Origin of the sequence: Paraflavitalea speifideaquila (assembly GCF_032395985.1) — a bacterium.
GTDB classification, from domain to species: domain Bacteria; phylum Bacteroidota; class Bacteroidia; order Chitinophagales; family Chitinophagaceae; genus Paraflavitalea; species Paraflavitalea speifideaquila.
In genome coordinates, this window is record NZ_CP135920.1 from 3,244,237 (window position 1) to 3,265,129 (window position 20,893).

General features: G+C 48.9%; 29 protein-coding genes. All 29 read left to right on the plus strand.

Features of this window, described 5'->3' with window-relative positions; translation table 11 throughout:
* The first annotated feature begins 50 nt into the window (after positions 1-50).
* The 29 genes from RS881_RS22220 to RS881_RS59850 all read left to right on the plus strand — a co-directional run bounded on the left by RS881_RS22220 (position 51) and on the right by RS881_RS59850 (position 20,867).
* Positions 51-611, plus strand: a complete 561-nt coding sequence (locus RS881_RS22220; protein ID WP_315823087.1) for a hypothetical protein — start codon at positions 51-53, stop codon at positions 609-611.
* 113 nt (positions 612-724) lie between these two features.
* Entirely contained in the window at positions 725-928 is a 204-nt protein-coding gene (locus RS881_RS22225; RefSeq protein ID WP_315823088.1) for a hypothetical protein, read from the plus strand.
* A 692-nt stretch (positions 929-1,620) separates the two neighbouring features.
* The gene (locus RS881_RS22230) at positions 1,621-2,580 is read left to right on the plus strand and encodes a ComEC/Rec2 family competence protein (protein WP_315823089.1); all 960 of its coding nucleotides are present in this window, start codon (positions 1,621-1,623) and stop codon (positions 2,578-2,580) included.
* Positions 2,581-2,693: 113 nt separating this feature from the next.
* Entirely contained in the window at positions 2,694-3,569 is an 876-nt protein-coding gene (locus tag RS881_RS22235) for a hypothetical protein (RefSeq protein ID WP_315823090.1), read from the plus strand.
* Between the two features lie 245 nt (positions 3,570-3,814).
* Positions 3,815-4,759, plus strand: a complete 945-nt coding sequence (locus RS881_RS22240) for a hypothetical protein (RefSeq protein WP_315823091.1) — start codon at positions 3,815-3,817, stop codon at positions 4,757-4,759.
* Positions 4,750-6,159 carry a hypothetical protein gene (locus RS881_RS22245; protein WP_315823092.1) on the plus strand — a complete coding sequence of 470 codons (1,410 nt, stop codon included), beginning with the start codon at positions 4,750-4,752 and terminating at the stop codon, positions 6,157-6,159. The genes RS881_RS22240 and RS881_RS22245 overlap by 10 nt, the downstream gene beginning before the upstream one ends.
* Positions 6,160-6,176: 17 nt before the next feature.
* Positions 6,177-6,566 carry a DUF6603 domain-containing protein gene (locus RS881_RS22250; RefSeq protein WP_315823093.1) on the plus strand — a complete coding sequence of 130 codons (390 nt, stop codon included), beginning with the start codon at positions 6,177-6,179 and terminating at the stop codon, positions 6,564-6,566.
* A 35-nt stretch (positions 6,567-6,601) separates the two neighbouring features.
* Positions 6,602-7,588: a DUF6603 domain-containing protein gene (locus RS881_RS22255; RefSeq protein ID WP_315824575.1), complete on the plus strand. Its 987-nt coding sequence runs from the start codon at positions 6,602-6,604 to the stop codon at positions 7,586-7,588.
* On the plus strand, positions 7,585-8,106 hold the full coding sequence (locus RS881_RS22260; RefSeq protein ID WP_315823094.1) for a hypothetical protein: 522 nt from the start codon (positions 7,585-7,587) through the stop codon (positions 8,104-8,106). Before RS881_RS22255 ends, RS881_RS22260 begins: the two co-directional genes overlap by 4 nt.
* An 11-nt stretch (positions 8,107-8,117) precedes the next feature.
* On the plus strand, positions 8,118-9,110 hold the full coding sequence (locus tag RS881_RS22265; protein WP_315823095.1) for a hypothetical protein: 993 nt from the start codon (positions 8,118-8,120) through the stop codon (positions 9,108-9,110).
* Entirely contained in the window at positions 9,107-9,307 is a 201-nt protein-coding gene (locus tag RS881_RS22270; RefSeq protein ID WP_315823096.1) for a hypothetical protein, read from the plus strand. Before RS881_RS22265 ends, RS881_RS22270 begins: the two co-directional genes overlap by 4 nt.
* The gene (locus RS881_RS22275; RefSeq protein WP_315823097.1) at positions 9,301-9,720 is read left to right on the plus strand and encodes a hypothetical protein; all 420 of its coding nucleotides are present in this window, start codon (positions 9,301-9,303) and stop codon (positions 9,718-9,720) included. The genes RS881_RS22270 and RS881_RS22275 overlap by 7 nt, the downstream gene beginning before the upstream one ends.
* A 23-nt stretch (positions 9,721-9,743) precedes the next feature.
* Positions 9,744-9,998: a hypothetical protein gene (locus RS881_RS22280; RefSeq protein ID WP_315823098.1), complete on the plus strand. Its 255-nt coding sequence runs from the start codon at positions 9,744-9,746 to the stop codon at positions 9,996-9,998.
* Positions 9,992-10,402 carry a hypothetical protein gene (locus tag RS881_RS22285; RefSeq protein WP_315823099.1) on the plus strand — a complete coding sequence of 137 codons (411 nt, stop codon included), beginning with the start codon at positions 9,992-9,994 and terminating at the stop codon, positions 10,400-10,402. The genes RS881_RS22280 and RS881_RS22285 overlap by 7 nt, the downstream gene beginning before the upstream one ends.
* 11 nt (positions 10,403-10,413) lie before the next feature.
* Complete coding sequence (locus RS881_RS22290; protein WP_315823100.1) at positions 10,414-10,770, plus strand: hypothetical protein; 357 nt, start codon at positions 10,414-10,416, stop codon at positions 10,768-10,770.
* Positions 10,771-10,910: 140 nt separating this feature from the next.
* Positions 10,911-11,696 (plus strand): hypothetical protein, encoded by a 786-nt coding sequence (locus tag RS881_RS22295; protein WP_315823101.1) that lies wholly within the window; start codon positions 10,911-10,913, stop codon positions 11,694-11,696.
* A complete protein-coding gene (locus tag RS881_RS22300; protein WP_315823102.1) occupies positions 11,645-12,280 on the plus strand; it encodes a hypothetical protein in 636 nt (211 codons plus the stop codon). The genes RS881_RS22295 and RS881_RS22300 overlap by 52 nt, the downstream gene beginning before the upstream one ends.
* A gap of 23 nt (positions 12,281-12,303) precedes the next feature.
* Positions 12,304-12,624: a hypothetical protein gene (locus RS881_RS22305; protein ID WP_315823103.1), complete on the plus strand. Its 321-nt coding sequence runs from the start codon at positions 12,304-12,306 to the stop codon at positions 12,622-12,624.
* Positions 12,603-13,460 carry a hypothetical protein gene (locus RS881_RS22310; protein WP_315823104.1) on the plus strand — a complete coding sequence of 286 codons (858 nt, stop codon included), beginning with the start codon at positions 12,603-12,605 and terminating at the stop codon, positions 13,458-13,460. The genes RS881_RS22305 and RS881_RS22310 overlap by 22 nt, the downstream gene beginning before the upstream one ends.
* A 213-nt stretch (positions 13,461-13,673) precedes the next feature.
* Complete coding sequence (locus RS881_RS22315; RefSeq protein WP_315823105.1) at positions 13,674-14,021, plus strand: hypothetical protein; 348 nt, start codon at positions 13,674-13,676, stop codon at positions 14,019-14,021.
* 38 nt (positions 14,022-14,059) lie between these two features.
* Positions 14,060-15,415: a hypothetical protein gene (locus RS881_RS22320; protein WP_315823106.1), complete on the plus strand. Its 1,356-nt coding sequence runs from the start codon at positions 14,060-14,062 to the stop codon at positions 15,413-15,415.
* A 626-nt stretch (positions 15,416-16,041) separates the two neighbouring features.
* Positions 16,042-16,161 carry a peptidase associated/transthyretin-like domain-containing protein gene (locus RS881_RS22325; RefSeq protein ID WP_315823107.1) on the plus strand — a complete coding sequence of 40 codons (120 nt, stop codon included), beginning with the start codon at positions 16,042-16,044 and terminating at the stop codon, positions 16,159-16,161.
* Entirely contained in the window at positions 16,118-16,354 is a 237-nt protein-coding gene (locus tag RS881_RS22330; protein ID WP_315823108.1) for a hypothetical protein, read from the plus strand. Before RS881_RS22325 ends, RS881_RS22330 begins: the two co-directional genes overlap by 44 nt.
* Positions 16,355-16,362: 8 nt before the next feature.
* Complete coding sequence (locus RS881_RS22335) at positions 16,363-17,214, plus strand: TonB-dependent receptor plug domain-containing protein (protein WP_315823109.1); 852 nt, start codon at positions 16,363-16,365, stop codon at positions 17,212-17,214.
* On the plus strand, positions 17,183-18,772 hold the full coding sequence (locus RS881_RS22340) for a TonB-dependent receptor domain-containing protein (RefSeq protein WP_315823110.1): 1,590 nt from the start codon (positions 17,183-17,185) through the stop codon (positions 18,770-18,772). Before RS881_RS22335 ends, RS881_RS22340 begins: the two co-directional genes overlap by 32 nt.
* 5 nt (positions 18,773-18,777) lie before the next feature.
* Positions 18,778-18,987, plus strand: coding sequence for a hypothetical protein (locus RS881_RS22345; protein ID WP_315823111.1), 210 nt, complete (start codon positions 18,778-18,780; stop codon positions 18,985-18,987).
* A gap of 11 nt (positions 18,988-18,998) precedes the next feature.
* A complete protein-coding gene (locus tag RS881_RS22350) occupies positions 18,999-20,000 on the plus strand; it encodes a RagB/SusD family nutrient uptake outer membrane protein (RefSeq protein ID WP_315823112.1) in 1,002 nt (333 codons plus the stop codon).
* Positions 20,000-20,509 (plus strand): RagB/SusD family nutrient uptake outer membrane protein, encoded by a 510-nt coding sequence (locus tag RS881_RS59845; protein ID WP_350340164.1) that lies wholly within the window; start codon positions 20,000-20,002, stop codon positions 20,507-20,509. The genes RS881_RS22350 and RS881_RS59845 overlap by 1 nt, the downstream gene beginning before the upstream one ends.
* The gene (locus RS881_RS59850; RefSeq protein ID WP_350340165.1) at positions 20,478-20,867 is read left to right on the plus strand and encodes a RagB/SusD family nutrient uptake outer membrane protein; all 390 of its coding nucleotides are present in this window, start codon (positions 20,478-20,480) and stop codon (positions 20,865-20,867) included. Before RS881_RS59845 ends, RS881_RS59850 begins: the two co-directional genes overlap by 32 nt.
* The last annotated feature ends 26 nt before the right edge of the window (positions 20,868-20,893 follow it).

Here is a 20,893-nt window from a genome sequence, read left to right on the forward strand (position 1 = left end):
ATATATTTAGTATAGAAGATATCCGATTTACCATCTTAAAATCAAAAGCTATGCAACACAGATCTTTACTGCGTACGGCTGCTCTATTGGTAGCAGTTTCTTTCCTGCTGGTTCGCTGTTCAAAAGGCGGAGAAGGCCCAACCGGGCCTGCTGGTCCTGCCGGGGCTAATGGTGCACCGGGGCCAGCCGGTCCCGCTGGTACGGCCAATGTGATCTTTTCGCCCTGGTTGGATGTAACATATACTGTAGACAAAGCCCAGAATGGCGATACCCTTGGTTATTTTGCCAATATTACCGCTGATAAACTGACAGTAGAAATTCTAAATGGCGGTGAAATGAAAGTGTATTTTAACTATGGCAGCTCTGCTCAGCCCGATGTAGCGCCCATGCCCATTACCGACCCCTTTTATGGGCTCTTTACTACGGTTGATTTCTTTGTAAAGCGTATCTATCTCTATTCAAATTTCAATGCCAGCACTGTTACGCAGTCGGGTAATAAGATACAACAGCATCGTTATATTCTGATACCAGGCGGTACAGGCGCGCGCGTAGCTAAGCCAGATTGGAATGACTATAATAAAGTAAAAGCATTTTATAACCTGCCAGATTAGTAATTGGTTTGCCCATTTGGTCAGTTTTATTTTGTTTAATTCTGTACTGGTCCGGACAGCCTTGCTGCTCCGGACCATTCTATAACCAGGTGACCTGTGACCCAATAACCTGAATGGCTCCCAACCATTTGTACAACTATAAGAATGAACGGTTTGATTTTGTAGCTCCTGTAGATACCTACTCTTTGACCCTGAGCCCTGATAAAATATTCACCAAGCTTTATCATGAATATATGACCGAAATGGAAATGGAGGTATTGGTTAACGAATGCGGGAGAAGGCTGGTGACACAAATAGAAGAGCGATTAAATCCATGATGCTATAGTAAGGGTCCAGGCTGGGGCGTTTTAATTCAATAAGGAAGTATTCTGTTAATGACTTGCGGTTAAGGCGGTTTGTTTTCTTGCTTTTAGTAGGCCCTTGTAGTTTTTCTGCCAACTCGATATAATCTCCTTCCACAATTTCACCCTTCAGTACGCACAGGATGCCAACATGCACGCGTCCGGGATTGTAATAACCGGAAAACTAAACGCTGGTAACTGCTAAGCCAGCCGTGGTTGGCTTGACCGCTGGTTGATTTTGACTGTACAAAGGTTGGTACGAATGCGTCCTGGCGCTACTCCTGTAGTGTGAGAACTGGTGTTAACAGTTGTTAAGAAGCGGTGGTAATTGCCAGCAGGCATGCAAGTGTGTTGCATAAGTGTAACTATATAGAAGCTGGTGTGAAGGTATTATTAACAAAAGTAATTCAGTAAGAATACGCATTTGCGTTATACAGAATGATTGTACATTCATAATATTGACTAAATTCCTGACAGTTTATTTTCCTGCCCTATTAAACCTTATCAGCTATGGGATCTTCACTACTGGCAATGATACGATTGTTGTATGTTCTTTTTGACCCACCACCATTATAGGATAAGATTTGATAGTAGTAGAATTACTTGATATGCCTGCGGTAAATCGCTGTGATTAACCGTGGAACGGATAATTATTTCATAAAACATTAATGAATATTAATCATGGCTTGAGACTTGTAATACATCATATTGATGTGGGTCAGGGTGATTCAACACTTATTGTTGCGCAGGAGATACCGCCGTTGATCGGGGGCGCCGCTATCGTACGATCGGTATTGATAGATGGCGGATTGGCTGGTCAGGCGGGTACGGTACATAACTATATTACGGGTGCAGGCGGTGCCAACCTGGCGGCATTGGATGTGATCGTAGTGACGCATTATGATCAGGATCATTTTAATGGTATTTCTCAATTGGTCAGGAGTAATGCAGGCACTTATAACAATACGATCTTCTTTGATCAGGGCTGGCCTGGAGGCGGGTTAGAGAATCCTTATATCAATTATGTGCGGGCTATTAATGGGCGGAATCCCAATGGGGCGCTGAACGCTGTTTTTGGCGGTGTAGCCCCTGCCGGACGGGCACGTGTTACCAACAGGATATTAAGCTGGGGTATAGCACCCGCCTTAGGGGCCCTGGCAGGATATGCGGGAACGGCTGCTGTTCCGGCAGGTGTGCCGGGTAGTATTAACCAGGCCGCTAACTGGCTGGTAGGCAGGGAAGTGATGTGGACCAATGGCGCTGGTGCTCCCACTGCAGCGCTTTGGGGAGGCATGGGCGCTCCTGTACCAGGCACTGCAGGAGGGCCGCCATCATTGCTTTGTATTGCTGCCAATGAAAGGGTGCTGCAGCCAGGCGGTGGAACGGTTAATATTCCCAGCGGAATGAACCCTAACTCTAACCGGGGAAAGAATGCCAGGAGCCTTGTTTTTCTATTGCGATTCGAGGGATTCCACTATTATATTGGTGGGGATATACTTTCCACCCAGGAGGATCATGCTGCAGGTATTGGCAATTACCTGGTGAATGTGGCGCCGGCAGCCATTCCTGTTCATGCCATGAAGGCCAGTCACCATGGCAGCGGTGAAAGTACTTCTAATGCTTTTTAGGTCAGCTTCAACCCAATGGTGTATTTATATCCTGTGGTACGGGTAATAACCATGGCGCCAATCCGGCAATAGGCGGTAGTGGGCCCTGGCCCAATGGGCATCCGCAGCAATCTTTGCTGCAAGACCTGCAGGCCAGTGGAACGGTGATACGTTATTATATGACACAAGACCGTAGTAATATTGATTTCTGCCGTCGTATGAACCAGGGTGTTGGTATCTGGCCAATGGGCTATACGGCGAAGGCCAGGGTGGCCGGCGCCTGGGGGCCTCCACAGGCTAACTGGGGTGGGGCAGCGGCCGGCGCCACCACTTGTAATGGCCAATGGCCTAATGACAGCGCAGCTGTTCCGGTTGATGGTCATTTACGGATAGCTTTAGACACAGGAACTGCCCCCACCTATTTAGCAGTTAGAAAGCGCCCAAGGATTACGATGCCCATACTCAATGTTGCGGTAACGCTGCCTGCCGGAGTTATCTGGCCAGCCGGGCAGGCGCTGCCTCCCAATACGCAATTACCATTGGGATCTGTGTGGCCCGGTGGTGTACAAGCTCCACTGACAGGAGCAGTCAATTCGGCAGTGCCATTTGTGTTGGCAGCAGCCCTTCCCTGGCCCAATGGCCAAACGATGGGGCCGGGGTTATTATGCCAGGGGAGCGTCGAATATGGCTGGCTTTACCCTAACGGGACTAACGGCCTTACCGGCCGGCGTGATGTGGACCAATGCTGTCAATTTACCTTTAGGAGGTGTTTTGCCTGCAGGTACGGTTATCCCATTTGGTTGGGTTTCGCCCAATACACCCGGCATTGTTGTAGGAACGGTTTTGGCAGGGCCGCTGGTATTACCGGCAGCCGTTACCTGGCCCAATGGCGTGGCGTTGCCGCTCGGCACAATATTTCTGGCTGGTACTGCATTTCCTGCTGCTACGACCTGGCCCGCTGGCATTCCGCTACCAACAGGTATCCCCCTTCGGCACCAATATTCCGGTAGGTGCTACCCTGCCTCCCTTTTTTGTTTTCCCGGCCGGCACGCTTTGGCCCCTGGGAGCCGGGCTACCACAGATCTCAATGCCCGCCGGAACAGTCTGGCCCGCAGGTCAAGCCCTGCCCGTTAATACAAGATTGCCGCTGGGAGGTTCCCTCTCTCCAGGTATCCAGTGGCCAATTGGCGTGGCTGTTCCCGTCCCTATTGGATTTGCAGGGCCTACTCAAAATGAATTTAATGTACACTAACACATGGAACTATCAGCATTATACACAACGCTTAACAATAGTATCCAGAACAAGGTACTTACGTTAAATACGGCGCTCATCGACCAGGGGAATATCAGTCAGTTTATTGGCACCCTGCCTGGTGCTGCACTTACCCTGGAGGAGGCAAACCTTACCTTTTCCAGCTACCCACCGCTTCACCTGGTCATCGAAGGGGTGGTACAGAAGGGCTGGACCCTACAGGCGGTACGTAATGCCACTTTGAGTGAGGTACATATACGTATTGCATTCACGCAGTTTAGTACAGCCAATATTAAAGGAACGCTGGAGATCACCAGTTGCCATCTGCTTACCACCAACAACCTGGGCGTGAACCTGAAAGGGGAATTGCGCATTGATAATTTACTGCACCTTATGTTGCCGGATGGATCAGCTGACACTGTATCACTGGCGCCAGTGATCGATTTTGCCAATAGTAAACAGCTTAATTATTTGATCCCTCCTTTGCCTGTTTTTCAAAGTGGCACCATGGGTGTGTTTGAACTGGCATTTGGGTTCAATACTTCAGCTCATTATACTTTCCAATTTAGTACCAAGCCGGCAGGCAACTGGCCCATTGCGGGTGATCTGGCTATTAAGGATGTGGGGGTATCATTTGGTACGGAGAACCAAACGCCATTCGACGCCAAAGCGCTTCCTGCTTTTCACGGATATATCATCGGCACCTTTCATATAGGTCAGGATTTTACAGTGCTCGTAGGCCTGGAGGGCGGTTCCCTCTTGTCGCTGGAGGTAAGGCCTGCCAATGGCAATGTATTGCCCGGGCTGGATGCCCTGGGCAATTTAATTGGCGGAGCTGCCTTGCAACAAACCATTGAACAGGGAATTAAATCCATGAAGCTGGAGGAGATTGGTATTGATGATGTACGGGTAGCTTTTGATTATGAATTAAAAAACTGGTGGCGATAGCTATTAAAAGCCATCTTACCATTGCGGGTATCCGCGTGAATGTTGGTATTAACCTGCCCGATTTTCAACTGGCGGGAACACTGGCGCCTGGTAACAAGATATCCATCAAGACCATTATCCAGGATCATTTTGGCGCTTCGGATAAATTCCCCGATATCGATATTGATAAGCTGGGCATCTTCATTCATCCCGGTAAAGGAATATATGCGTTCAATTTTACCATCACCTCCGATTGGACCTATGAAATAAGTCCAGGTAAGGGCTTTGGCCTTGAAAAACTGGAGGTTGATATTGAAAAAGCCCCGGGAGGCGTTACAGGCAGTATTACAGCCACGCTGCAGTTGATGGAAACAGAACTGACGGTATCTGCCAAAAACTCCAAAGACAATGGGGTAAGTACCTGGTTCTTTGAGGTAAGAACGGTAGGGGATGAACAAATACCCATTGGCAAACTGGCGGATGATCTTACCAGGCTGTTTGGCATCAGCCTGCCCGATTCATTAAAAGATATTACGCTCAGTAATCTTGACATTACTTTCAATACGGGATCTGGCGATTTCACTTTTAGTGTTGTGGGGCATATCCCCTTTTCCAGTGGGAAAGCCGATATAACATTTGATATCAAATTAACGAAGGGCACCGGAAATGTTTACACCAAGGATATCATGGGCAAACTGGTGATTGGTAATAAAGATTTTACTTTCCATATTAAGAATGACAATACAGCCACGCATTTCCTGGCTACGTTTGAACAAAAGAACAGCGCCTTTTCGGTGCATGATGCGGTGGCGCAACTAAGTCCTGACATTGCCGAGCTGATCCCTACAGGCTTTACCATTTCCATCAACAATGCCGAAATAGCGATCCTGAATACACAAGCCACAGGCACCATCTTCTTGCTGGGTATTGGTCTCGGTTTATCGGCCGACCTGGGCAGTATACCGCTGATTGGGTCCAAATTGGCGGCGGATCATACTTTGAGTTTTGATGGCCTGCAATTGTATTTTGCCTCGGCCAGGTTTACAGCAACGCAACTGGCCGAATTCAGTTCACCTTTGCTTCCTAGTAAGGATACGGCCAAGGGCTTTATGGTGACGGCCAATCTATCACTGGGTGGTACACCTACGTCGCTTTCATTGCCGGTAGCAGCCACGCCGCCACCAGCCACGCCTACGGGTGGAGGCAACCAACCACCGGTTAATAACAACAATGCGGCGCAATCCTCTGTACGATGGTTCCAAATACAACGTACGCTGGGACCTTTATCGTTCCAGCGCATCGGGGTACGGTACGAATCGGGTAGTATCTGGTTCCTGCTGGATGTAAGTGCGCAAATGAGCGGCCTTACATTTTCGCTTCGCGGACTGGCGGCGGATCGCCGCTGGATCACTTCGATCTGAAATTCCACTTATCGGGTATGGGGCTGGGTTACCACAACGGGCCAATAGCTATTGAAGGCGCTTTCCTGGAAGTAGAACCCTCGAAAGATAAAGAAGAAACTTTCCATTATGACGGGGATGCCATATTACAATTCCCTGATTTTACCATAGGCGCTATCGGATCATTGAGCAATCCCTGGGGTAAGCCTTCTATGTTCATCTTTGCTGAGCTGGATGCACCCATTGGCGGACCACCTTACTTTTTTGTTGATGGATTTACGGGCGGCTTTGGTTACAATAGCCGTGTAAACCTACCCAACCAGGACCAGGTAGTGAATTTCCCCTTTGTGCAAGGATTGAAAGGACAAACCGACCCCATGTCGGTGCTGGATATACTGGAAGGACGCAAGGGGGCAAAACCTGGGTAGAAGCGCAGATTGGCAATAACTGGCTGGCCGTAGGTATTCATTTTACCTCTTTTGAACTGATCCAGGGCAAGGCCTTGCTGATAGCGGAGTTTGGAGAACAATTTGAGATAGCGCTATTGGGTATCATGACGGCTAAATTTCCTCAGAATGCAGAACGATTATATGCGTCGGTTGAGTTGGGCCTGATGGCGAGGTTCAATCCTACTGAAGGATTCTTTGGCTTATCGGCAGTGATCAGTCGTAATTCATTTGTGATCGATCCGGCCTGCCGGCTTACCGGCGGCTTTGCTTTATATACCTGGTTTGGCAAAAATGATCATGCGGGTGATTTTGTGATCACCCTGGGCGGCTACCATCCTCAGTTCAACAAACCGAATTGGTATCCTGCCGAGGACCGGCTGGGCTTTAGCTGGACGGTGAGTGACCTGGTATCGATCAGTGGCGAAGCTTATTTTGCATTGACGCCTTCCTGTATCATGGGTGGCGGCGGATTAAAAGTATTGTTTCATGATGGCAACCTGAAAGCCTGGTTCATTGCTTCGGCCAATTTCCTCATCTACTGGAAGCCATTCTCCTTCACTGTTGATTTTGGTGTGAGCATTGGCGTATCCTACAGGGTTGACTTTTTATTCATTCATAAAACCTTTGAGATCGAACTGGGGGCGCAGGTGGCTATGTGGGGACCTCCTACGGGCGGCAAAGTGCATATCTCCTGGTTCATTATTTCGTTTACCGTGTCGTTTGGCGACCAGGATCAGCCTGGCGGTGGTACGCTGGCCTGGGATGATTTTAAAACGATGTTGCCTGCCAAGGAAGATGTATGTAAGATACGGATCAGTACGGGCTTGCAGCAGTCAAAGGAGGAGCAGGATAAAAGCACCCGTTGGATCGTGCGGGGCGATGAACTGGCCTTTACCTCCGAATCGGCCATCCCTGCTTTGTCTATTCAAACCAATTCGGCCCCGGAAGCCATGCTGGAAGCGGCGGCACTACCCACGTATAATATACGGCCTATGGGGTGACAAATGCCAACTCGCAGCAGCAGTTTTACATAGTAGGCCCCGACGGGCAGGAAATAGATGTATCAAAAGCAGGGTGGGGAGTGAATACGATTACACGCAATGTACCAGAATCATTATGGGGTAAACCATTGGTAGGAACACCTCCGCCATCGGCCAACCTGGTACCCGATAATAAAACAGGGCTTACTGTGCAAGCGCCTCCACCTGCTTTGGGTAGCTCGCCCGGAGCTATTGATATGGAGAAAGACCTGAGTTATGAACCGCTGGATCCACAAGGACAACTGCCACTGAACCCTGCAGCCAAGATAGACCCCACTGTACCTGTTAGCTCAAAAACCAGCGTATCCACCATTTTCAATAAACTAACAGATACGGCTGTACAAAAGAACAGGAATGATATTTACCAGTTGCTTAAGAACGCGGGCATATACACAGGTAGTAACGACGCGCTTACAGAAACGCGGTTAAACGCGGGCAGCAATTTTACGGAGGAACCCTTATTAACATCATCCATTTAACTTATACAAAGATGGCAGCGCCGGCAAAAGATACGATCCTGCATTTTTACGATGATTATTTACCTGCCCTGGATGCAGGTGATTATACCATCTACTTCAACCATAGTTTATCGGTAGCTCCCCAGCGGTTTGAATCCAAACAGGTATTTACTGTACAAGGGCCGCAAATCGATTTGCCGGCTGGTGATGTAGTGAGTGTTTTTCCGCCAGCCAATGCTACAGGAGAGTTTGCCAACGACCTGTCACATATCGTATTCTCCAAACGGGTAATGCCCTGGGAGCGCAAGTTGTCGAAGGAAGTAAGGAATACACCCTGGATGGCCTTGCTGAGCTTCAGTGAAAATGAATTGCTGAATGGGGTGAATAAAGAAACCCTGTCGATATCCGTTACTGCAGGAAGTCTGGGCACGCAAGAGAATGGGATCGTAAAACCAACCTTCACGCTGGAAGGGGATATTGACCCCACTACCATGTGTAATGTGATACAGGTAAGTGGCGGGGTATTGAAAGCCATACTGCCCAATGCGCGGGAAGCAGGATTGCTGTCGCATGTGAGGCAGGTATCTATGACGGGTAAGGAGGGGTTGGATGAAAAAGACAGTGGCTGGTTTTCGGTGGTGATCGGCAACCGTTTTCCCGCGGCCGACAGTGCTACGGGCATCACACGCAACCTGGTACACCTGGTATCGCTGGAAGGCTGGGAGGCTTTGCTGAATGCACCAGACAGCATTGACGCTACCAAGGCTTACCAACTGGTTTCGCTGCATGGTTGGTCGTACAACTGTCAATCGCACAAAGGAGAATCCTTTGCAGCGCTGGCCAAAAACTTTGTAACGGGTGATCAAAACAAACCTGCCATCACGGCTTTACAGTTGCCCTTGGGTGTGGATACGGGAGCGCCTGAAGGCGAGATGGTATCTGCCCGCTTGGTACGTGGATTTGTTCCACTGGCTTATAGAACGCGCCAGGGGAAACTACTTTTAGCTGGTACCGGGGACCATTGACGCCACAGCCTGCTACTTTATTTGCGGGCAATAGTGCTTTTTTGAGCTCTTCGGCGGCTACCATTTTTGATCCGGTGATGGGCTTATTTGATATGTCGTATGCCGCCGCCTGGCAAGTGGGACAATCGCTGGCCCTTGCCGATAAAACTTTTGCACAAACTGTATTCCGTTTCCGTAAACAGGGAATCAAATGGTAGACCTGATGGTGGAGCGCCAGCGTCAGGACCCGGGCGTACCTGTATCGCAATTGCTGGACGGGTCACCCCATGTTCGCAGGCTGACGCAGTTCTTACAAAATAAACCACATGAAGTATTGAGCGCCTTTGCCGTTAATCCCGATAAGCAGGCGCTGGCAGGCAGGGTGCAAAAATTATTCAATAGTAATGGCGCCAGGGCCACAACAGGCAATGAAGTAGTGGCTACACCTACTGCTAAAACGCTGATGCAGGAACCGGCCGTACCCAGTACAATCGCTGAAGAACTGGCCGATGAACTGAGTTATATGGGCAGTTGGCTGGCAGACCTGCATGAACTGCGCAAAGTACCTTTTGATCACCTGGTGGCGGATGAAAGAATGCTGCCATCGGAATCGCTGCGCTTTTTTATGTAGACAATAATTGGATTGAACTATTGGTGAATGGAGCCTTGAGCCCTGGTATGCATTCTACCCGGGATACGGTATTTGTTGACATGATGAAGGGGAGTATCCGGGCTGCCATTGATGCTGCTTTGCAAACGCGGTGGAAAGCCATTACAGGCATGGACCTGACACCCGCACCCAATACGGATGTATTTGACCTGCCGGTATCGGGTATCCTGATGCGGTCGGCCATGGTATCGGGCTGGCCGGGCCTGGTGGTACAGGCTTTTCAAAAGGCGCCATGCTGAAGAATATCCGCATGGAAAGGTTATCGCCCACGGTACTGCTGTGTTTGTTCCTGGGCGTACCCGATACGATCCAGGTGGATGAGCCGCAGCATAGTTTGCGTTTTGGTGTGGATGACAATGGAAATACCGAGTTGCGCCAATTGACCAGTCCCGTAGGTAAGCCATTGAATAAAACGATCAAGGTACGCAATGCAGGTACGGATACCGGCAAGGATTATATGCGCAAAGATGCACAAGGCAAGGATACACGGACGATCAACCTGGTTGCACCCGATGGCAAGAGTGGACTGGAGCCTGACCTGCTGCCCCTGCTAAGTGTAAGTGCTGATCATTTTGGAGCGGCTGCTATGGCTATCCAACTGGTACAAGCACCCGAACAACTGATTTTCAAAACTCCTGTTTAATCTTTTTATACATGAATGAGGTAAATAACTTACTGGTGCCGGTAGAACTGAGTGCCATGGTGGTAAACGAGCAGGTGCGCAAGTTCGAGAACTTTCGCCGGTTTGGATACAATTTCCAAAACCTGGCCACCTTTACCAGTCCGGAACCCCAACCATTTGGCGGCGGGGTAACGGATTTTTCCAAACACGATTATTACCAGGGCATTTACCTGCACTGGACATTACCAGCAGCCCTGCGGCATGGTACGCAACAGCCTGATGGGGATATTAAATTCCCGTTGGTGCCCAATCGTTGGCTGGTGATCCGTTATTCAGGGCCCCTGGATCAACGGATAGCTACGGCTTGGGTAGTGGAAAGTGATTTTTAGGAAATGCCGGAGGCACCAATCCCTTCCTGGATTACCGGATACCTTATAATCCTGATACACCGGTAGCGGGGCAAACGCTTATTGGACGAAGTGTAGCGCTAAGTACACCCAACCAATGGAAGGAAACGAATGATAAAGCGTTGTTCTTAACAGCTATCGGCCCCGGGGATGCTACCTTTTCGGGTTATGAACCCATTGCCGGCAATGTATTTTCTTTTCACGATACGCTGGATAATATCGTCACGGATAACCTCAGTTACCTGGTATGTGGCTGGTATTCGGATAGCAGCCAGGATATTTTGCAGGATTGGAAAACGCCGGATGATTTTACGAAGCTATTGTCTACCCTCAACTGGCAGGTAGCAAACGAGGTAGCGGCTTCCTCCAAACAAAGTCTCTACCATGGTATGGTATTCGGCATTCCCTGGAACCTAAATGGACCCAGTCCAACGCCTGCACACAATACCGCTGGCATATTTGTAACGATTGGTAATACGGCTGCCGATGCTTTGACAGCGTTGATCACCAAACTGCAGCAGGATCATCCGGAGGGCGGGCCTATTAACCCGCGGATCATTGAAGCCTTTCAGTATAACCTGCTGCATTTCCTGGAAGAAAGGAATGGCGTAGAGCGACTGGAACAGCGCATTCATGAAGCCTGGTTTGGTGCTGTGCCGGGTGGCATAACCTGGGAGGTCATCGATAACTCAACCGACGATGATGCCACGCTTACACCCGATTATTTCAAGCAGGAAGCCAGGATACTGGCACAGTTAAACGCTAATCAGCAAGCTTATGAACAAGCGCTGTTTGCGGTAAGGCGGATGCAGGCAGCACTTTTGCGGCCTGGTGGAAATACTACAGGGCCAAGAACATGTATTTCCCGCCACCCAGTGTACCTGATGCAACAGAAATATTTAAGCTGATCGATAGCACCAACGCGGGCAGTTTATACAACCAGGTGGCACAACAACTGGTGGTGGTACAGACGGCTTATGGGAAACTGCCGCCAATCACGGCTACGGATGGGCCGGGCATTGCCCGGCAAATTGCCAGTTTTGCCAGGAACAATGGCATTTCCGATCTGCGGCAACTGAAGCGGGGAGAAGCGCGCCGTTACTGGGAGGCTACGGACCCGGTAATTCTTGTTAATGGGGCTAATTATCATCCACCAGTATTAACGAATGATACGTTGCCCATACGTACAGCCGATCAATTGGCGACGGGTATTTTGTACAGGGGGAAAGGGAAAGACGGACAGCCTGTCGTGGTCTCCTTCGGCCTGCAAATGTTGCAATCCGTACTGCCAACACTCAACCTCACCAACCTGCCGGCAGGGATACAGGGACTGATGGATGAGTTCTTTTTACTAGACCCCAACAATGCCACGGCCATTGTAAAAGCAGTGTGGAAGAATTCAGATGCTGACATCATTAGCCAGATAACCAACCAAATAAAGACGCATCAGGGCATGAATGGCATACCGCCGGCATTTATTCCCGGCGATTGAGTCAGCCCTGGGAGCCTATATTCATGGAATGGAAAGTTGCCTGGTATCCCATCCCTTTCAACCAGGTAAATTATCTATGGCAGTTTGATGGGAATGATTATGAATGGACAGGTAATGGCCAGATCACGACTACACCGTATATGATCAGTGGAAGGACTTTCCTGACGCCGCAGATCACGTATTCCTTCCGTTCCAGGCTGGAACAGTTCCTGAACGACTTTCCGCAGACCGACCTTGCCGCAGTGAAAAAGTTTATTGGAGATGTAGCTCATTGGGATTTCATATCGCAAACGCTTACGGGTTTTTCAAAGCAATTGAAAAAATGGATCCGCTGTCGAATGTGACGCCGGTGGGTCCTATTAGCAAGCTGATCCAGGATGGCTATTCATCGGTACCAGCTCCTTCAAGTGTGATCCCTTTTGATGGGGTGCGTTGCGGCCAGTTTGTGATCAAACAATTGAAGTTGTTTGACCGGTTTGGACAAGCGCTTGAAATAGTAGAAGACCAGCAAAGCACAGGCCCTGCCAGCAGTGATAACTTCAGACCAGTTATTTCAGAAGGATTGGTACCTGTGCATTTTGTGGAGCAAAAGAATACTTTCCGCTTTGTGCAGTTGTTGCCGCGGCTGCTGCAACCTGCCCGCCTCAACTTTGATTTCCTGGATGCCAGGAATGATGCACTCACCATTGATACGGCCGCCGGCGCCAATCCGGTTTGCGCCTGGCTATTGCCCAACCATATTGACCAGGCCCTGATGGCTTATACGCCCGAAGGGGTGGCCCTGGGTGAATTGCGGGTAACGGTCAATGTGGATAATGTGGAAGAACTCAACTTCTGGTCTTCACCGCATAGTCCCGCCGCTACGATTGATGACCTGGTTACTTCCTGGCCACACCTGGGATATATGTTCCAATCGCTGAAAGCGCAGGGCCCCAGGGTATTCACGGACTTCATGCTGGTTATTGACAGCACCTTATGGACTACTGATCCGTTGGGCGGCAGGCATGATGAATATTTTTCGGTGTTGATTGGCCGGCCACTGGCATTGGTACGCAGTTCACTGGACTTTGAACTCTATGGCGGTCCCCTGCTTGATCCCTCCTGGGAGAAAACGTTTGATACCAGTGCGCCGCCCTTTGTAAAGATAACTTTCCCATCAAGCTGGGTAATCAGGCATTGAGTAATGACGGATTGATCGGGTATTACCTGGGCCAGGGAAAGGATGCTTACAAAGGCTTCTATTATGCACAGGAACCGGGGGTAATAATAGCCCTGATATCACTGATGGATATATACAGCCGATCAGCAAGGCTAATTTTATTCAACTGGACCTCACGGGCAATAGCAAGGCTTACCTGTCGATGTTGATAGACCCCGGGCGGCGGTACATGCGGTGACGGGCCTACTGCCGATAACCACGCTCGGCTTGCCCGATCATTTCCTGGCGGATGCGATGGGGGTAATGGAAATGACCTTCCGCGCGGGGCCGGTACTCACGGAAGTAGCTGCCGCCGGACAGCAAACGATGAAAGGGGCTGCAGTAACGGCAGGCATCAATTATCCACCGCCGGCAGCCAGCAGGCAAGGCTGGAGCTGGATAGAGCAAGATGCGAATGGCAAGGACTGGAACAATTATGCTGTTGCCGGAGGCGATCAAAGCGCCCGGCTTTCGACAGTGGCCTCCTCACTTCGCGACGGTTGGATGGTATTAAAACCTGCCGGTAACGATTCCGAACAGTAATCATACATCATTCTATTCATCAATTAAAAACCTTAGTTATGCAAATCCTGGAAGCGGTTGATCCTACTTTATTAACGTATCTGCCTTCAACGGACCCTGCGCCGTTACAGATAGATCCTGCGCATGGCAAAATAATTATCACCATTCCCATACCCAAGACTACGGTTTATTGTAACAGTATTGTATTGGGCATTCCTTATGGTACAGATGAGGGTAGCCTCACGGTGAACCCGCTGGATACTTCCAATATTGGAATCAACCCATCGGCTAAATGGAAGGTTGGGCTGGGCAATGTAAAGGACCTGGACCTGCCTGGTGATGTAGCAGCTTTCGTGTTAAGCACTCAGGGAACTGGCAATGAACTTATCAATTATAGCATTACCATTACCATTGATGATTTTGTGGTGAACGATGTGGCGGGGTCTTTTATGATCCAGCTCATAGAAAACTCTGGAACGGATGGTGTGAAGTATTCCCAAAAGCATTCTTTCATCAAGTTGCATAAAGCGGAGTATGACCAATTCTATGTTAAGAATTTCAGGGCCACCAGGGCGGATGGCAGTGGTATAGCGGTGGCAGAAGCCAATTACAATACCGCGGTGATCCTGAATTGGGAGGGAAGTGATAACCAGTATACGATCACGTATAATCAGAATGCACCTATTCCATTGCAAGGCAATACGAGCTGGCAAACACCTGCATTAAAAGAGGATACGGTATTTATATTGCAGGCCACGCAGCAAAGCTCATTGCTGAAAGATGCATTGGGCGATCCGCAAACCTTGTACTTATACCAAACTATTGTAGTAAAAGTAGCTACACCCGATGTGGTGCTTAATTCGGCCACCGTTAATCATGACCTCCAGGTAAAAGGTGTTATCAGTGGTATTGGCATTGTTCCTCCCGGTGGTATTATCATGTATTCGGGTGACCTGAAGGGCTTCAATAATAATGGTACAGGGATTGATGGTACTTTGTACCAGGGCTGGCAAATGTGTAATGGTTACAATGGTACCCCCGACCTTAGAGACCGCTTCATTATAGTAGCAGGAGGCAATTACCCGATCGGTACAACTGGCGGGGCAGCCACTGTAACGCTGACCAGGGATCAAATGCCGGCACACAACCACGGTGGCGGAACCGGTGGCAGTGCACCTTACCTCAATTACCACGGCGTATATTATAAAAGTCAGGGGGTGAGCAAAGGTCTCATGTATAATAATGGCGTTGAAGACCCTAATGGAAACCGCCCCAATCTGTTAACCACCAGAGGACTGCCCGAAATTCAAGTACAGAATCACGGACATCCTATAGGATCAGATGGTGGTAATCAGGCACACGAAAACAGGCCGCCATTTTATTCGCTGGCGTTTATGATGAAGCTGCATCGCTGATTACACAGACTAAAACAAATTACACGGAGCAATACGGCCATATACTGATTGAGGGAGGTTGAAAAGTTGAGAAGGATGCCTGTAAGGCATGGAGGTAACCTTTTACTGATCAACAGTGACACTTTTCGTAGGAGACTCAGGAGAAAGGTATCAGCTCTTTCCTGATGAAGGTGAGCCGCTCTTCAGGGCTGCATGGGCCAGGCTGCAGAGCGACCCACCTTTAAGCGGCAGCTAAGTGGTAATACTTTTTCTTTGGGACGCAGATGAAAGGTGACACCTCTTTCAGTGCAGGGTAATGACAAATTAGTTGGGAAGCCCCTGGTAGAACGCCAGGGGTTTTTGTTTTCAGGCGGGCGACCAGGCGGAAACGTTTTCGAGACGGTATCCGAAAACGTTTCAGTAAATAAATTACCTGTTTCTGAAAACGATTCCAGCTTTTTTATCAAGTTTGAGTCAGCTATATTCTAACAAATAAACTGATTGCTTATGCCACAGACTCCCCATCTGCGGACGAAGATCCCTTTGTCCCTTATTCAATTACTTTTGGTTTTATTATTATTCCCTGTTTTTTACAAGCACAACTGAAAACGATTTCAGGTACAGTAAAAGATGAATGGGGCAACGGATTGCCTGATATCTCAATTATTGTAAAGGGTGCTGGCAAAGGAACAAAAACAGACGAAAAAGGAGCTTTTACCCTCGGTGTTTCGCGGGGGCACCATCACCTTCTCTTCTGCCAATCATGAACCGTTTGAAATAACGGTGAGTGAGCGCAATGAGTATGAAGTGGTGCTGAAACAAAAAGTCATTTCCATGTCGGATGTGGTGGTAGTAGGTTATGGCCGCCAGAAAAAGGCGAACCTGGTAGGCGCGGTATCTACGGTGATGGTAGATGAAAAACGCTGGGCCGGGCAGTACCCAACGTTTCAGCAGGGCTGAGTGGTTTGGTGCCAGGATTGGCGGCTACTCAATCAACCGGTATGGCAGGCCGTAATGGCGCTGAATTGCTGATCCGCGGTTTGGGTACTGTAAACAATGCGAGTCCGCTGGTAGTAGTGGATGGTATGCCGGATGTAGACATCAACCGGGTGAATGTGAATGACATTGAAAGTATCTCGATTCTGAAAGATGCTACCTCGGCTTCTGTGTATGGGTCCCGGGCCGCTAATGGGGTGATCCTGATCACCACCAAATCGGGTAAGGGGGCCAAAAAGACGGCGATCAATTTTACGAGTAATATGGCGCTGAATAAGCCGGTGAAAGCTTATGGTTTTATGGCAGATTATCCCAGGGCGCTGCAGTTGCAAAGGCAAAGAACGGCTGTGAATACCCTGCCGGGCAATCAATTGTTTAAACTGGGTACCATTGACCAGTGGATGGCATTAGGGATGATCGATCCGCTGCGTTATCCCAATACAGACTGGTGGGATGTAATTACACAGGATGGAGCTTTCCAAAACTATAACCTATCGGCCTCTGGCGGTGGGGAGAAATCGAATTTCTTTGTTTCTGTAGGTATGCGCGATGAAAAGGGCCTTCAGATCAACAATAATTACAAGCAATACAATGCCCGTTTCAACTTTGATTACAAGGTGAAGAACAATATGAATACGGGTGTTAAGTTCAATGGCAACTGGGTAACCTGGTATACGCGCTGGAAGAAGGATTTACGGATTCGGACCCGGCCAATACAGCGGGCAACGATATGCAGTATGCTATTGCAGGTATTACGCCCTATGATCCTGTTTCCAATAGGTTTGGGGTGTAATGGCCTATGGCGAAGACCCACAGGCTTATAATCCTTATACGGTGTATCAGAATATGCTGAACCGCCAGAACAGGCAGGAAGCAAATACGATGATGTATTGGGACTGGACGCCCATTAAAGGGTTGACTGCTACTATTGACTATGCGTTGAACTATTATAACCAGTTTAGCTGGCAGGCCAATACGCCCAACCAGGCCTTTAACTTCCAAACAAACAGTTTTGGCAGCCGGGTATATGTAGGTCCCAATGCCCCGATCGTAAACAATACGTTCACCGGATATAAAACCATGTTGAATGGGCGGTTGAATTACCATACTACTATTGGTACCGATCACGATATCAGTGGCATGTTTGTATACAGTGAAGAATATTGGTACAATCGTTTTCAGGGTGCTTCCCGTAATGACAGGCTGAACCCGGGGCTGCGGGAAATTGATGCAGGACTGACGAATATCCAGAGCACCAGTGGTTATTCCAATACGGAGGGATTGCGCTCGTATATTGGGCGTGTAAATTATACGGCTTTCAATAGATACCTGCTGGAAGCTAACTTCAGGGTGGACGGCTCCTCCAAATTCCTGCCGGGTAGTCAGTATGGTTTCTTTCCCTCTGTAGCCCTGGGCTGGCGTTTTACGGAAGAAGATTTCATGAACAGGTTAACGGGTAGTTTCCTGACGAATGGTAAACTGCGGGTGTCTTATGGAACGCTGGGCAATAACAGCGGGGTAGGACGTTATGAGCAGCAAACAACATTGGCTGGCAACCCATATATGTTGGGCAGCGATATTGTGCGTGGGTTGGTAAATAGCAAGTTACTGAACAGGGACCTTACCTGGGAAGAGACCTCGGTGCTCAATATAGGGTTGGAATTAGGGTTCCTGAATAATCGTTTAACGGCGGAACTGGATTATTACGACCGGTTGACAACAGGTATGAACCGCCCTTCGGAGCTTTCCATTTTGCTGGAAGGCGCTTATAATGCGCCCCGCAGGAATATTGGCGATCTGCGCAACCGGGGTATTGAAGCTACTCTTTCCTGGAGAGACAAGGTAGGCGGTATTGGCTATGGGGTTAGCTTGAATGCTTCGTACAATAGGACCAACCTGGAACAATGGAATGAATTTCTGACCAGGGGCTGGGTATTCCTGGATATGCCTTACCATTTTGTATATACTTATGAGGACATGGGTATTGCGCAAACCTGGCAGGATATCTATAATGCCACGCCGCAAGGTGCACAGCCAGGTGATATCCTGCGCAAGGACCTGAATGGCGACGGCCGTATAGATGGCAATGATATGAAAGCGGATACTAAAAGTCAGCGGGACAGGCCCACCACTTTTGCTGCGCTCAATGGGTATATTACCTGGAAAGGTTTTGATGTATCGTTTTTATTGCAGGCGAGTGCCGGTCGAAAGGACTTCTGGCTGAATGCCTTTAACAATACCAACTTCAGCGCTTCGCGTTATGCTGCTACCTGGAACCACTGGACCAATCCATGGTCATTGGATAATCGCCAGGGGCATGGCCCCGCCTGGGTGGAAGTGGTAATAACCGGGCTGAAACAACCTTCTGGTTGGACAATATGAATTTCATGCGGTTGAAAAATTTGCAGGTAGGTTATTCTGTGCCGGGTAGCTTGCTGCGCAAGATGCACGTCAACAGTTTGCGTATTGCGGGTTCGGCCGAGAACCTGGCTACAGTGACCAATTACCGGGGGCTTGATCCTGAGAAGATGGGAGCAGCCAACAATATGTATCCGCTTATAAAATCCTATTCATTGTCAGTTCAACTGGGTTTCTAAATTGCTGCAATATGAAAAAGACAACTTTAATAATAGCTACGTTACTAATACTATCCGGGGGCATGCTGTTTTTATCTTCCTGCCGGAAAGACTTGTTGAAGCAGGACCCTACGACGGAAATGCTGGGGGCTGAATTTTGGCAAACAGACGGTGATGCGATGACGGCGCTGATGGGCGCTTATGCTGCTACACGCCCTTGTTTTGACCGGGATTATTATTTTGATGGCCAGGGAGATTATGTACGCGCCCGTGGTACGAGCACGATCAGCGGAAACCTACGACTGGGTGACGCCTATAATGGCGGTAACTATGGTCCTACGGGTTATGCGGGTGCTTTTGATAAAATGTACCGGTACCTGTATGGGGCGGTAAACCGGGCCAATTATGTGATCGATAATGTGAATACGATGATCGCTTCCAAAATTGGCAACCGGGAAACGCTGGACCTGATCATTGCCGAAGCGCGTGTACTGCGTGGGCTGGCCTATTTTAAATTGATGAGCATGTGGGGTGATGTACCTTATTTTACCAAAACGGTGAGTACGGTGGCAACAGAAGCGAATGCTGAAATGCTGCGGATGACAAGGCTTCCCATAGGTCAGGTGAAAGATTCGATCCTTAATGACTTAAACCTGGCGATTGATAAATTACCTGCAAAAGCTGCTGCACTGGGCCGCATTACGAAGCCTGCTACGGTAGCGCTGCGCGGTAAAGTGCAATTGTATTGGGGTTCCTGGAAAAAGAATGGGTGGCCCGAACTGGAAGGCTTTACGCAGGATCTTGCTGCCGCCACGGCTGCTTTTACGGCTGCTGCGCTCGATTTTAAATCGGTGATCAATGATTATGGTCTTTCGTTATACCTGAGTGGTGATCCTGGTATTATCAGTGGTTTGGGAAGGGCTGATTCGTTGCCTAACTATTATCATTTGTTTACGCCCAAGGCGAATGGCAATTCTGAAATGCTGCTGGTATTTACGCATGGCGGCAACAGTACCAACCAGGGGAAGAACTGATGCGTGACTTTGCCGGCCGTTCTCATGAAGGTTCACAATTGTGGGTATCGCCCAGGTTTGAAATTGCCGACCGGTACCAGTTGCTTACTACAGGTGATTTTGCACCTAAACTGGTAGGGTTGAACCCAACTACGAATGCCAATGCGCGTACTACTTTAAACTCGGCGGTAAATCCCAACAGTTATGCCAACCGGGATTACCGTATGAAGGCGACGATCCAATGGGATTATGAAATGAGTGTGGGTATGGTTTCTCTGCAAACAACCGGCATGTGCCCATTCATTTATCAAACCTGGGGCGCCAACATCACACTGAATGGGGTTAATTATATCACCTACAATACTGATGGGGTCAACTCGGGTTATGCTTTCCGCAAGTTCGTACGCAACTATGCTGGTCAGGGCCGTAGTGATGGCGATTTTGCCTGGCCGGTGATCCGACTGGCTGATGTGTACCTGATGTATGCCGAAGCTACGAATGAAGTGGGGGCCGCAGGCAGATGCAATTGACCTGGTGAATAAGATACGCCGCCGCGGTAACCTGCCAGTACTGGCCGCCGGTAAAACAGGTACCTACACCGATTTCTTCAATGCTATTGAACAGGAACGTATTGTAGAGTTGATCGGTGAAGGTCAACGCTCTTTTGATATCCGCCGTTGGAGGGCTATTGAAAAAATATGGGGAGCGCCTGGCACAGCAGGTGTGTGGAGGCGTGATACCTGGGGAGCTGATCGGGAGCGGTTTTATCAAAATGTGGCTGATAGAACTTATCAGCAGAATTATATTTTCAGGATACCACCTTCTGAGCGGGACCTGAATCCCAACCTTACTCAGAATACCCCTGGCGTTAATTTGATAATGTGCTAATTTGATAATTAGGCAATTTGAAAATT